The sequence below is a fragment of the Candidatus Endoriftia persephonae genome (genome assembly GCF_023733635.1).
Lineage (GTDB): Bacteria > Pseudomonadota > Gammaproteobacteria > Chromatiales > Chromatiaceae > Endoriftia > Endoriftia persephonae.
On record NZ_CP090569.1, the window covers coordinates 753,506 to 767,674 of the forward strand.

The 14,169-nt window shown below is 61.5% G+C and carries 8 protein-coding genes; all 8 read left to right on the top strand.

The annotated features are described in order from the left end of the window. Nucleotides 1–11: 11 nt before the first annotated feature. The 8 genes from aceF (at nt 12) to L0Y14_RS03520 (ending at nt 14,151) form a co-directional block, all read left to right on the top strand. Complete coding sequence (gene aceF / locus L0Y14_RS03485) at nt 12–1,340, top strand: dihydrolipoyllysine-residue acetyltransferase (protein WP_006474275.1); 1,329 nt, start codon at nt 12–14, stop codon at nt 1,338–1,340. Between the two features lie 306 nt (nt 1,341–1,646). After that, the gene (lpdA, locus tag L0Y14_RS03490; RefSeq protein WP_251859247.1) at nt 1,647–3,377 is read left to right on the top strand and encodes a dihydrolipoyl dehydrogenase; all 1,731 of its coding nucleotides are present in this window, start codon (nt 1,647–1,649) and stop codon (nt 3,375–3,377) included. 74 nt (nt 3,378–3,451) lie between these two features. Then, nucleotides 3,452–4,246 carry an alpha/beta fold hydrolase gene (locus L0Y14_RS03495; RefSeq protein ID WP_006474272.1) on the top strand — a complete coding sequence of 265 codons (795 nt, stop codon included), beginning with the start codon at nt 3,452–3,454 and terminating at the stop codon, nt 4,244–4,246. A 123-nt stretch (nt 4,247–4,369) separates the two neighbouring features. Further along, nucleotides 4,370–6,859: an EAL domain-containing protein gene (locus tag L0Y14_RS03500; protein ID WP_251859248.1), complete on the top strand. Its 2,490-nt coding sequence runs from the start codon at nt 4,370–4,372 to the stop codon at nt 6,857–6,859. Nucleotides 6,860–6,952: 93 nt separating this feature from the next. Further along, a complete protein-coding gene (locus tag L0Y14_RS03505) occupies nt 6,953–7,912 on the top strand; it encodes a TAXI family TRAP transporter solute-binding subunit (protein ID WP_005966200.1) in 960 nt (319 codons plus the stop codon). A 67-nt stretch (nt 7,913–7,979) separates the two neighbouring features. After that, on the top strand, nt 7,980–10,541 hold the full coding sequence (locus L0Y14_RS03510; protein WP_251859249.1) for a TRAP transporter permease: 2,562 nt from the start codon (nt 7,980–7,982) through the stop codon (nt 10,539–10,541). Next, a complete protein-coding gene (locus L0Y14_RS03515) occupies nt 10,538–11,008 on the top strand; it encodes a hypothetical protein (protein WP_005966203.1) in 471 nt (156 codons plus the stop codon). The genes L0Y14_RS03510 and L0Y14_RS03515 overlap by 4 nt, the downstream gene beginning before the upstream one ends. Nucleotides 11,009–11,055: 47 nt before the next feature. Further along, complete coding sequence (locus L0Y14_RS03520) at nt 11,056–14,151, top strand: AsmA family protein (RefSeq protein ID WP_006474266.1); 3,096 nt, start codon at nt 11,056–11,058, stop codon at nt 14,149–14,151. The last annotated feature ends 18 nt before the right edge of the window (nt 14,152–14,169 follow it).

Consider the following 14,169-nt stretch of genomic DNA (forward strand, 5'->3'; position numbering starts at 1 on the left):
GAGGATAGACAGTGGCAAAAACGACAGATGTAGTGTTGCCAGACATCGGTGACTTCGACGCGGTCGAGATCATCGAGGTATTGGTCTCCGAGGGGGACCAGGTGGCGGTGGAGGATTCGCTGGTCACCCTGGAGAGCGACAAGGCGACCATGGAGATCCCCTCGCCCCATGCGGGCAGGGTGACCGAGGTGCGGGTCAAGGTGGGCGACCAGATTAGCAAGGGGCATCTGCTGTTACGCATGATCCTGGATGCGAGTTCTGAAGAGGCGGCTCCCACCAATCACGACGCACCGGCGCCTGCCACCGAGGAGCTAGAGACGGTGCAGGCCCCCGCCCCGGCGGTGCAGTCGGATGCGCCCGAACGGCGACCTGCGGGTGAGAAGGCAAGCAGCCCCTACCCGGTGCCCGGTGGCAGCATCGAGCTGGGCGAGAGGAAGGCCCACGCCAGCCCGGCGGTGCGCCGCTTCGCCCGTGAACTGGGGGTCGATCTTAGTCAGATCAGCGGCAGTGGCGCCAAGGGGCGCATCCTTAAGGAGGATGTGCAGGGTTTCATCAAGAAATCCCTCAGTGGTGGCCAGCCGGCACGGGCCCCAGGTTCGCCCCTGCAGATGCCGAGTGGGCCCGTGATCGACTACTCGAAGTTTGGTGAGATCGACACCCAGCCGCTGGGCAGGCTCAAAAAGCTCAGTGGCGCCCACCTGCACCGCTGCTGGCTCACGGTGCCCCATGTCACCCAGTTCGACGAGGCCGATATCACCGAGCTGGAGGCGTTTCGCAAGGCGCAGAAGGAGGCAGCGCTGAAGCAGGATCTGCGCCTCACCTTCATGCCGTTTCTGATGAAAGCGGTGGCCGCCGCGCTGCGCGAGATGCCGACCTTCAACGCCGCCCTCTCGCCCGATGGCGAGAGCCTGATCTACCGTAAATATGTGCATATCGGTGTGGCGGTGGATACCCCCAACGGTTTGGTGGTGCCGGTGATCCGCGATGTGGATCAGAAGGGTGTGTTCGATCTGGCGAATGAGCTGATGGCGGTCAGTGGCCGCGCCCGTGACGGCAAGCTGATGCCCGCCGATCTGCAGGGTGGTTGTTTCTCCATCTCTAGCCTGGGCGGTATCGGCGGCACCGCCTTCACGCCCATCGTCAACGCACCGGAGGTGGCGATCCTCGGCGTCTCCCGTGCTGCGATGAAACCAGTGTGGGATGGCCAGGCGTTCCAGCCTCGGCTGATGCTGCCGCTGTCGCTCTCCTACGATCACAGAGTGATCGACGGCGCCGACGGCGTGCGTTTTACCAGCCACCTGGGCGGGGTGCTGAGCGACATCCGGCGGCTGCTGTTGTAGAGATAGGGTGGCCCCTAGGGAAGCTCTGAATAAGTCTGGTTAGATTTAGGCTGAGATAAAATCGTTCCAATTTGTTTCGAAGTGAGCAGGAATAGCCGGCCTATTGCTCCGGTCTTCGGGACGAATTGGGGCGATTTTAACCAGCGTAAAGCAATCATGACTTGTTTAGAGCTTCCCAGGCCGCCGTGTGCCATCGCGCAAAATCAAGGATAATGTCGGGCTATGCCCGACCTATGGCAGGTTCGCTTACCCAGCGGGCATTATAGATTCAAACACAGACACAGGCCGTTCCCCAGAGGAAACAACATGAGCAAAACCATCGAGGTTACTCTTCCTGACATCGGCGATTTCGACCAAGTCGACATCATCGAGGTGCTGGTTGCCGAGGGTGATCGGATCGAGGCGGAGGACTCCATCATCACCTTGGAGAGCGACAAAGCAACGATGGAGATCCCGGCCCCCGAATCGGGGGTCGTGATGGATCTGCTGGTCAAGGTGGGGGATAAAATCTCTGTCGGCAGCCCGATCCTCAGGCTGGAAGTGAGTGCGGCGGAGACAGCTCAGCCTAAGCCCGAGCCGAAGGGCGCGCCAGTGGCCGAGGCAGTCAAAGGGCCGGCGGATATCCAGACCGATCTGGTGGTGCTGGGCGGTGGCCCCGGCGGCTACACCGCCGCCTTCCGCGCTGCTGACTTGGGCAAGCGGGTGGTGCTGATCGAACGCTACCCCCGTCTCGGCGGGGTCTGCCTCAACGTCGGTTGCATTCCCTCCAAGGCGCTGCTGCACGCCGCCGATGTGATCAACGAGGCGGCCGAGATGGAGTCAATGGGAATCAGCTTTGGCAAGCCCGATATCGATCTCGACAAATTGCGCGCCGGCAAGGATAAGGTGGTGAAGAAGCTCACCACCGGGCTGAGTGCGTTGGCCAAGCAGCGCAAGGTGCAGGTGGTGCAGGGGGTGGGCCGATTTGAATCGCCCAATCGCATCGGTGTCGAGAGCGCTGAGGGGCGCACCTCGATTGCCTTTAGTGATGCGATCATCGCCTGTGGCTCCAGCTCGATCAAGATTCCGGGCTTCCCTCACGAAGACCCGCGCCTGATCGACTCCACTGGCGCCCTGGCACTGAGCGATGTGCCTAAAAAGATGCTGGTGATCGGTGGCGGTATCATCGGCTTGGAGATGGCCACCGTCTACGCCACCCTCGGCAGTGAGATTGATATCGTCGAGCTGCAGCCGACGCTGATCCCCGGCTGTGATCCGGATCTGGTGCGACCGCTCACCAAGCGCATCAAGAAGCGCTACCACAGCATCATGCTGGAGACTAAGGTCACCGACGTCCAGGCGCAGAAGCAGGGGCTGAAGGTGAGCTTCGAGGGCAAAAACGCACCGGACAAGCCGCAACTCTACGACAAGGTGCTGGTGGCGGTGGGGCGCACTCCCAACGGCAGGTCAATTAACGCCGAGGCCGCGGGGATCAACATCGACGAGCATGGCTTCATTCCGGTGGATCAGCAGATGCGTACCAACGTCCCCAACATCTACGCCATCGGCGATGTGGTGGGACAACCGATGCTAGCCCACAAGGCGACCCATGAGGCGAAGGTGGCGGCGGAGGTGATCGCCGGTCTGCCGGCCCAGTTCGATGCCATGACCATCCCCTCTGTGGCCTACACTGATCCGGAGGTGGCCTGGATGGGGCTGACCGAGACCGAGGCCAAGGCTAAGGGCATAGAGTATGAGAAGGGTGCCTTCCCCTGGGCCGCCAGCGGTCGGGCGCTCGGCATCGGTCGTGATGAAGGCATGACCAAGCTGCTGTTTGAGCCCGGCAGCAGGCGTATCCTCGGCGCCGGCATCGTCGGCCCCAATGCCGGCGAGCTGATCGGCGAGACCGTGCTGGCGCTGGAGATGGGCGCCGATGCGGAGGATATCGGGCTCACCGTGCACCCCCATCCAACCCTCAACGAGACCATCTGCTTCGCTGCGGAGATGGCCGAGGGCAGCATCACTGACCTGCTGCCGCCGAGAAAACGCAAGAAGTAGGAGTGCCGCTCGCGGCGCGAACTGCCGGGGGTAATTCGCGCTGCAAGCAGCGCTCCTGCGGGTTCCAGAAACCCATGAGTCTGCAGCTCCACTACCGTGAGGCGGGCGATCCCACTGCGCCGCCGTTGATCCTGCTGCACGGTCTGTTCGGCTCCTCCGCCAACTGGCTCGGCATCGCCCGGCGGCTGGCCGCCGATTTCCGCCTGATTATCCCCGATCTGCGCAACCACGGTCGCTCCGCCCACGCGATGCCGATGGACTACCCGGTGATGGTGGAGGATCTGCTGGCGCTGATGGATCAGCTTGGGATCTCAGCGGCCCATCTCTGCGGTCACAGCATGGGCGGCAAGGTGGCGATGTGGCTGGCGCTGCAACACCCTGAGCGGCTCGAGCGGCTGGTCGTGGCCGATATCGCCCCGGTCAGCTATTCGCACCGTTTCGATGCAATCTTCGACGGCCTGCTGGGGGTCGATCTGTCTCCTGCAGCAACCCGGCAGCAGCTCGACCAGCAGCTGGCCCGATGGGTCGATGATGCCGGGGTGCGCGGCTATCTGCTGCAGAATCTGCTGCGCATCGATGGCGAGTGGCAGTGGCGACTCAATTTGAGTGGTCTGCAGGCTGCGCTGCCGGAGTTGCTCTCCTTTCCCGAAGTCGGTGGGCAGGCCTTCCCCGGTGAGGCACTGTTTCTGCATGGCTCCTGCTCGGACTATGTGCGGGAGTCGTATCGACCGATCATCCTGCGTCACTTCCCCTTCGCCCGGCTGCGCATGATCGAAGGCGCAGGTCACTGGCTCTATGCCGAACAGCCGGACAAGTTCACCGCGCTCTGTTGCAGTTTTTTCTCTGCTGATGGTAACGGGGGACGATAGTGCCTACATTAGAAGTAGAGAAAGCGCACAGGGTGTTGAGTCAATTGTGCGGCGCTTTTTTTGTATCCGGGCGGAAAGCTTTCTGTCGCAGGGGATGCGCATACCGAAGACTATCGATGAGGGATGGTCAGTCGGTTGGGTCTGACGACTCGTTGGCAGGAGTCGCCCCTGGTGATGGAGAGTGGCTTTTTGATTGACAGTGTCAGCGGGATTGGACGAAACAGCCTGAAGTGGTATTCCCTGCTGCTCAGTGCAGGCTGGACTTTGGTGTTTGTCGTGCTCAGCTTCTGGGGAGCCGCAGATATCCAAGAAAATACCCGCGAGATGGCAACCGCCGAGGCGCGCGCGCACTTCTTCAAGGACAACGCCTTCCGCCTCTGGGGCACCGACCATGGGCGCATCTATGTGCCGGTCTCTGAGACCACCCAGCCCGATCCTTATCTCAAACATATCCCTGATCGCGATCTGACCACCCCGTCGGGAGTCCAGCTTACGCTGATCAACCCGGCATCGATGATCCGCCAGATGAAGGAACACTACGGCGACCTTTACGGTGTGCCGGGACGGGTGACCAGCCTCAATCCGCTGCGGCCTGAGAACAGGCCCGATGCCTGGGAGAAACAGGCGCTGGCCCGCTTCGATCAGGGCAAGGAAGAAGCTTTCGAGTTCACCGAGATCGACGGCGAGCCTTACCTGCGCCTGATGCGGCCGCTGAAGGTGCATAAAGGTTGTCTGCTCTGCCATCCGGGCCAGGGTTGGAGAGTGGGCGGCAATGGTGGCGCTGTCGGGGTGGCGCTACCGATGGGGGGGTATCTGGAGATGGAGAACGCCTCGATTCAGAGGGAGATTGCGGCCTATGCCTGTGTCTGGTTGTTGGGCCTGTTCGGGTTGCTGATGGGCTATCGACAGCTGGCGGCCCGGCAGCAGGCGCAGCTCATGGCGGTTGCTGCACTCACCGACAGTGAGGCGCGCAAGGCAGCCATCGTCAAGAGTGCGCTTGATTGTATTGTTTCTGTGGATGCGCAGGGTCGGGTGTTGGAGTTCAACCCGGCCGCGGAACGGACCTTCGGCTATCGCCGTGAACAGATGGTGAGCCGGGATATGGCTGAACTGCTGATCCCGGAAGAGAGCCGAGATGCCCATTGGGCTGGTATACAGCGCCAGCTTGATGGAAAGACGGCGACCATCCTCGGTGAGCGCATTGAGGTGACCGCGCTGCATGCGGCCGGCCACACCTTTCCGGTGGAGTTAACGGTGACCCGTGAGAATGTGGGTGGCGAGCCGGTCTTTACTGCCTTTCTGCGCGATATTACCGCAGCCAGAGCGATGGAAGAGCAGCTCTCCTATCAGGCGACCCATGATGCACTCACCGGCCTGATCAACCGGCGTGAATTCGAGCGTCGCATGAACCGGGTGATGGATGAGGGGGGGAGGGAGCACTGTGTGCTCTATATGGACCTAGACCAGTTCAAACTGGTCAATGACACCTCTGGCCATGCCGCCGGGGATGAGTTGTTGCGGCAGCTGAGTCAAATGTTGAAGCATGAGGTGCGCCTCAGCGATACCCTGGCCCGGCTGGGCGGAGATGAGTTTGGAGTGCTGTTGAAATACTGCTCCCTGGCGGTGGCGGAGAAGATCGCCGAGGGGGTATTGAAAGTGGTCAGGAAGTTCCAGTTCTTCTGGAGTGATCGCCGCTATAGCGTAGGCATCAGCATTGGCGTGGTGCCGATCACCGGGCAAGGAGAGAGCCTGGCGGAGGTGATGAGTGCGGCGGATGCGGCCTGCTACGCAGCCAAGGAGCGGGGGCGCAACCGGGTGCAGGTCTATGCGCCGGATGATCTGGAACTGGCGCGCCGACGCGAGGAGATGGACTGGGTAGAGCGCATCCATCGTGGCTTTGAGGAGGAGCGTTTTCTGCTCTACCGTCAGGCTATCGTTGCACTGGGGGAGGAGCGGAAAAATGCCCTGCGGCGTTACGAATTTTTGGTCCGTATGCAGGATACAGAGTTGCTCTCGCCCGCCGTGTTCCTGGTGCCGGCGGAGCGTTTTGGCCTGATGCCCAGCATCGATCGCTGGGTAGTGCAGGCTGCCTTCCGCTGGTTGGCCAGTTCCCCGGAAGAGCTGGAAGACCTCGATTTTGCCACCATCAATCTCTCCGGGCACAGCATCGGCGATGAGCGTTTCAGCGAGTTCATCGGCAACAGTTTTGAGACCTTCGGGATTCCACCGGAAAAGATCTGTTTCGAGATCACCGAGACCGCAGCGGTATCCAACCTCGAAGTGGCGAGGCGGCTAATGCTGGAGATTAAACAGCTGGGGTGCCGCTTTGCGCTGGACGACTTTGGTAGCGGTATGTCCTCCTTCGGTTACCTGAAAAACCTGCCGGTGGATTTCCTCAAGATCGATGGCTCCTTCGTGCGCGAGATGCTGGATGACCCGATCAATCTGGCGATGGTGAAGTCGATCAATGACATCGCCCAGGTACTGGGCAAGCAGACCATCGCCGAGTTTGTCGAGAGCGATGCGATCAGAGAGCAGCTGGCCAGTATGGGTGTCGATTTTGTGCAGGGCTATGCGATCTCGAGGCCTGAGCCCCTACCGGATCAACACTGAGGATAGCTGTCGCTCCCGATGGATTGGCGAAGCTGTTAGGATTGCCGCAATAAAAACCACAGGCCGGGCCGGGCGTCCGGTGATCCGGAGGCGATGATGAGAAAGGCCCTGTTGTTTATGTCGCTGTTTTCCCTGACTCTGTTGGCCCAGGCTGCGGAACAGCGTTTCATCAGTATCGGTACCGGCGGGCTGACCGGGGTCTACTATCCGGCGGGGGGCGCCATCTGCCGCCTGATCAACCGCAACCGGCGCAGCCATGGCATCCGCTGTGCCGTGGAGTCTACCGGCGGTTCCATCTTCAATCTCAACACCCTGGCGAATCGCGAGCTCGATTTTGCTATCGCCCAGTCCGATTGGCAGCTGCACGCCTACCAGGGTAGCTCCAAGTTCAAGGCCAAGGGTCCGAATAAAGATCTGCGCGCAGTCTTCGCGATCCACAGCGAGCCCTTTACCGTGGTCGCCAGGACTGACAGCGGGGTCAAGACGCTGGCCGACCTGAAGGGTAAACGGGTCAACGTCGGCAACCCCGGCTCGGGTCAGCGCGGTACCCTGGAGGAACTGATGGTGCTGCTCGGCTGGAGCATGGACGATTTCAAGCTGGCCGCCGAGCTGAAGGCCTCGGAGCAGTCCCGCGCGCTCTGTGATAACAAGATCGATGTGATGATCTTTATGGCAGGTCATCCCAATGCGGCGATCAAGGAGGCGACCACCGCCTGTGACGCACGACTGGTGCAGGTGGAGGGGGCTGCGGTGCAGCGGCTGATCGACTCGCTCTCCTACTACGCGCCGGCCACCATCCCTGCTGGGATGTACCGCGGTAACGACTTCGACGCCCATACCTTCGGTTCCAAGGCGACTTTGGTGAGCCGCGCCGATGTGGATGACGAAGTGGTCTACCAGCTGGTAAAAGCGGTGTTCGAAAATCTCGAGGCGATGCGCGGATTGCATCCCGCCTTTGCCCATCTCACCCCGCAGTCGATGCTGCAGGGCAACTCCGCCCCCTACCATCCCGGGGCGCTGCGCTACTATCGTGAAGCCGGGTTGATAGAGTAGGAGCCCTGCCCCGGGCTGGATCCTGATGCCGCGTTCAAGCTGGGCTGCATAGTGACGAATTTCTCCAATGAGTGACGCGTCCGCTAAGCTGCGCCTGGAGCAGATCGAGGCGGTGGAGCATGGCGGTCGCCGTCCCGAAGGCTGGCCGAAGCAGCTGTTGCTGGCAGTGGCTCTGGGCTGGGCGCTGTTCCAGCTGTGGGTTGCCTCACCGATCCCCTTCGCGCTCGGCTTTGGCGTCTTCAACGACACCGAGGTGCGCTCGATCCACCTCGCCTTTGCGATCTTTCTCGCCTACCTCTCGTTCCCACCCCAACGAGGCAGGATCAGCCATCAGATCCCGCTGCTCGATTGGCTGCTGGCCCTGGTGGGGGCCTTCTGTGCCGGCTATCTTTTCCTCTTTCATCACTCTCTGGCAGAGCGTGCTGGTGATCCCAGCCTGCTCGATGTGACGCTCGCGGTGATCGGGGTAGTGTTGCTGCTGGAGGCGACTCGTCGCGCCCTCGGCTGGCCGCTGGCGATCGTCGCCGTGCTGTTTCTTGGTTACAGTTTTTCCGGTCCCTGGCTGCCCGATTTGCTGGCCCACAAGGGTCACTCGCTGACGCGGGTTGCCTCCCACCAGTGGCTCTCCAGCGAGGGGGTGTTCGGTGTTGCGCTGGGGGTCTCGGCGGGGTTTGTGTTTCTATTTGTGCTGTTTGGCAGCCTGCTGGAGCAGGCCGGTGGCGGCCACTACTTCATCCGTGTCGCCTTTGCCCTGGTGGGCCATATGCGTGGCGGCCCTGCCAAGGCTGCGGTGCTCGCTTCCGGGTTGACCGGCATGGTCTCCGGCTCCTCCATCGCCAATGTGGTGACCACCGGCACCTTCACCATCCCGCTGATGAAAAAGGTGGGGTTCAGCGGTGAGAAGGCGGGGGCGATCGAGGTGGCGGCTTCCACCAACGGCCAAATAATGCCGCCGGTGATGGGGGCGGCGGCCTTCCTGATGGTGGAGTACCTCAATATCAGCTATGTGGAGGTGATCCGCCACGCTGCGCTACCGGCACTGTTGAGCTATCTGGCGCTGATCTATCTGGTACATCTGGAGGCGGTGAAGGCGGGTATGCAGGGCGAGATGCGGCCGGTGCGCCGTCTCAGTGCCCGCCTGCTGGGGGCGGGGTTGATGCTGTCCGGTACGCTGCTGTTTTTTCTGCTCGCCTACTGGCTGGTGGAGGGCATCGCTAGCCTGTTAGGTGCGGCCGCCTTCTGGGGGGTGGCGCTGCTGGTGATGGGGCTCTATGTGGCGCTGATCTACTGCGAGGTGCGTTGTGATTTGCGCCGTGAGTCGGGGCTGGATGAGGTGATGAGCGTTGGCCGGGCGCTGTTGGGTGGGTTGCACTTTCTACTGCCGATCGTGGTGTTGGTTTGGTGTCTGATGCTGTTGCGGCTGTCGCCGGCCAGCGCGGTCTTCTACGCGATTTGCCTGATGCTGCTGATCCAGCTCAGCCAGGAGGGGCTGCGGGCGCTGTTTGCCCGGCGCAATCTGTCGGCGGCGCTACGCCACGGTGGGCTCTCGTTGATTCGTGGGTTGGAGAATGGCGCGCGCAACATGATCGGCATCGGAGTTGCCACCGCCACTGCCGGTATCGTGGTGGGCACGGTGAGCCTGACCGGGATCGGACAGGTGCTGGCGGAGCTGATCGAGAGTCTCTCTTTCGGTTCGGTCTTCTTCATGCTGCTGCTCACCGCGCTGGTTTGCATGGTGCTCGGTATGGGCTTGCCCACCACCGCCAACTACATCGTCGTCTCGACTCTGATGGCGCCGGTGATCGTGCAGCTCTCCGCCGCCCACGGGCTGGAGATCCCACTGCTGGCGGTGCATATGTTTGTCTTCTACTTCGGCATACTTGCCGATGACACGCCGCCGGTGGGGCTGGCGGCCTACGCCGCGGCGGGGATCTCCCGGGCCGACCCGATCCGCACCGGGCTGCAGTCGTTCTACTACGATATTCGCACTGCGGTGTTGCCGTTCATGTTCATCTTTAACACCGAGCTGCTGCTGATCGGGGTTGATTCCATCGGCCACCTGCTGGTTGTGTTTAGCTCAGCGTTGGCGGCGATGTTGCTGTTCGTCTCTGCCACCCAGGGTTGGCTGCTGGCGCGTAACCGCTGGTGGGAGAGTCTGCTGCTGTTGCTGATCGCCTTCTCCCTGTTTCGTCCCGATTACTGGCGGGATTGGCTCTATCCACCGGACCAGTTGCAGCCTGCCTCGCAGATTGCGGAGCAATTGCGTTCCACTACCCCGGGTGATTCACTGCGGCTGCAGGTGGAAGTGGAGCAGGAGAGCGGCCGGCTGGTAATGCGTGAACTGACCCTGATGGTGCCGGATCTGCCGGTGGCGGGGCGTCTGCAGGGTATGGGTTTCGTCACCGAGGCTGAGGGCGACAGTCTGCGAGTAATCGATATCGGCTTCATGAGCCCGGCGGAAAACCTCGGCCTGGAGCCGGGCTATACTCGTCGCATTGTCGGTTACCATGAAAGCCTGCAGCAGCCGTCGCACTGGTGGTTTGTGCTACCGCCGCTGCTGCTGTTGGGCGCTCTCCTGTTGGGGCAGCGGCGACGTATGAACAATAATCGGGAAGGAGAAGGAAGATGAGAGTGATTCTGGCGTGGATGATCCTGCTGATGCCGCTGCTGGCAAGCGCTGGGGGAGAGGCACCCGCGGCAGCGGGAGCCGTGCAGATCTATAAGTCGGACGAGGCCTATGAGGATGTCATCGACAACATCAAGATGGCGATTGAGGAACGCGGCATGTTGGTCAGTGGCACCCTGCATGTGAGCGATATGCTGAATCGTACCGGCCCCGATCTGGGCTACAAGGATGTCTTCAAAAAGGCCGAGTCGGTGGAGTTCTGCAGCGCGGTGATCTCCCACAAGATGACCCAGGTGACGCCGGAGAACCTGGTGATCTGCCCCTTCACCATTGCTGTTTATATTAAGGCCGCTGAACCTGAACAGGTCTATGTGGCGTTCCGCCGACAGTATCTGGCGGGAGATTCGGGCAAGGTGACCCAGGAGATCTTTGAACTGCTCGATGGCATCGTCAAAGACTCGATCGAGTAGCCAGCTGGCTTCTGCTGAGTGGGGTTCGCCCAAGAGGGAGGGTGGCGATGAAAAAGCTGGGGATTGCGCTGGGTCTGGTGTCGCTGTTTGTGATTGCGGTGCTACTCATCGGTTTGATCCTGCTGATGAATACCGACTTCAATCGTCTCAAGCCCTGGCTCGCCGCCCAGCTGAGTGAGGCGAGCGGGCGCGAACTGGTGATCGCTGGGGATCTTGAACTGCAACTCTCCCTCGAACCCCGTCTCAAGCTGCAACAGGTCAGCCTTGCCAATGCCCCCTGGGGAAGCAGGCAGCCGATGCTGCAGCTAGAGCATCTGGAACTGCAACTGCAGTTGCTGCCATTGTTGAAGCGCCGTCTGGTGGTGGATCGGATTGAGCTGGCTGGCCTGGATCTGCTGCTGGAGACCGACCCGGATGGGCAGGCCAACTGGCAGTTTGGCAAACCGGCGAAGAGTCGTTCCGCCGACTCCCGCAGCGGCAGGCCGTTATTGCCGGTGGTGCGTCTGGCACAGATCGAACGGGTCAGAGTCAGCTACCGGGATGGCGCCAGCGGCGAAATCGCCACCACCACCATCGATCATCTCCAACTCGGCGCAAACTCGGACCAGACCCTGTTGGAGCTGGATGGCAAGGGCGCCATCAACCAGCAGGCCTACAGTCTCTCCGGCAGGGTGGGGATGCCGAATGCACTGGCCAGCGCCCCCTTGCCGGTCGACCTGAAACTCGACCTGCCGGGGCTCGTCCTGGATCTGCAGGGCCAGATTCAGAACGCGCTGACGGGCAAGGGGATTAAGATCGCCTTCAGCCTGGATCTGCCCAACCCGGCGCAGGCTCTGGCATCAGCCGCCAGCATGCTGCCGGCATTGAAATCTGTCGGGCCAATACCGCATCAGCCGATGCGGCTCAGCGGCCAATTCAGGGACCAAGCGGATGGCTATCTCATCGAGCAGCTCAACTGGAGCCTGGGTGACAACAACCTCACCGGCCGCTTGGCATTCACGCCTGGCGGCAAGCAGCCGCGTTTTGATCTGGCGCTCAGATCGACCCTGTTGGATCTGGATCAGTTGCTGCATCCCCAGGCAGAGGGTGAGGTGCGGAAAACCGCGCTGCCCCAGCCAGTGGCTGCGCAGGCGCAGTCGTCGGATCATCTGTTTGATCTCAGACTCTCTGATGAGCCCCTGCCGCTGGCGATGTTGCAGGCGTTCGACGCCCGGCTAAGCTTCCAGGGTCAGCGGATCATCACCCAGGGACTGAGCATCGAGGCGCTGGCACTGGAACTCTCGTTACAAGCCGGCAGGCTGGAGCTGAAACCCCTCTCGCTGAAGCTGGCGGAGGGTCAGATCGAGGCTGACCTGACCCTCGACAGCACTAAATCCACACCGGCCCTGGGAATACAGCTGACGGCGGAGCAGCTCGACCTGGCAATCTTGGCTCGCGCCTTGGGCGTGGAGCAGATCAGTCAGGGCAGGCTGGATCTGATTATCGACCTGCGGGGCAGAGGTAGATCGCCCCGTGCCCTGTTGCAGCAGCTGCAGGGCGACAGCCATCTCGAGCTGAAGCAGCTAGCGCTGCAGCTCAAAAATCCGCAGCGCAAATCGCTGCTTCCGCTGCGGCTCGAACATCTGCGGATGGGGTTCGATGCTGCCAAAGGGCCGCTGGCGTACCAGCTGGTCGGCAGCTATGGGGAGGATCCTTTTAGCGCGGACGGCCAGATCGGTTCCCTGGCTGAACTGTTGTTGAGTCGGCCGACCCCGCTACAGATCAACGCTGTGGCGTTGGATGTGGCGCTCTCGATAGAGGGTATGGTCAAGATTCCGCTGACGGCCAAAGAGGTCGAGCTGCAGCTTGGCCTGGATGCGCCCCATCCGGATAGAACCGTCAAGGCGCTGGCTGCGTGGGTGCCGGCGCTCAAAGAGGCCGGGCCGATACCCGCTCTGCCGCTGAAAATTTCGGGCCAGCTGAAAGCGCAGCAGGATCGCTATAGCCTGGATGAGATGCTGCTGACTCTGGGCAATAGCGACCTCTCCGGCTGGTTGGCGTTGAGCCTCGAGGGTGAGCGCCCGGCAGTGGAGGCGGAGCTGGCCTCCAATCTGCTGGACATCGATGCGATCTTTCCACCACCGCCGCAAATACAGACACCGGCTCAGAAGGCTCAGAGGGAGTCGAGCGAGATTCTGGAGGTGGATTCGTCGGGGGAGAAGGCAGCAGAGCCAGCGGCACCGGCGTTCCTCTTCTCTAAAGAGCCCCTGCCGTTGGAGAGCCTCAAGTTGGCTGATCTGGAGCTTGTCTATCGGGCGAAACAGATCAGCGGCCGTGGCCATGTAGCCAAAGATCTCGAGCTTCAGCTCTCGCTGAAGGATGGCATCCTGCAGCTGAAGCCGCTGCAGGGCCTCTTTTCTGGGGGCAGGATGAGCAGTCATCTCAGGCTTGACAGCCGCCCCTTGTTGCCCCGTTTGGAAACAGATCTGCAGATTAGCCAGCTCGACTATGGGGCGTTGCTGGCGGGACCGGGAGAGGCGCCGCAGTTTGCCGGCAAGGCTGATCTGGATCTGCAACTGCGAGGCTCGGGAGATTCTGTGCATGAGCTGATGGCGGGGGCGGATGGTGAGGCCCGTCTAGTGATCAATGATGGGCGCTATTCGAGCGGGGCGATCGGTTTCCTCGCTACCGATCTGCAGGCGCTGTTGCCGTCGCCCGATGATAAAGAGGGCCAGCCGATCAACTGCGGTGTGGCCTATTTCGATATCGTAAAGGGCCAGGCGGATGCCCGGGCCATCGTCTTCGATACCGGTGCCTTGTCGCTGATCGGCACCGGTAAGATCGATCTGGGCAGAGAGCAGCTGGATCTGCGTCTGGACCCGCGGGCGAAGAATATCAGTGTGATGAAGCTGACCCTGGTGCCGCTCAGTGTTGGGGGCACGCTGGCGCATCCGACGATTACCCCCAAGGTGGCGGGAACACTGAAGACCACCGCCACCACCCTGACCGCGCTAGCCACCGGCGGAACCTCCCTGCTGGTGGAGGCGCTGGCGGAGAAGGTGGTGGATCAGATCGATGAGACCGACTACTGCACTATGGCGTTGAACGGCAAGCGGGTTGAGCCCGCGTTTCTCGGCACCGTCAAAAAGGAGAGTGGGGATTAACAGGGTGAAGAGGCAAAC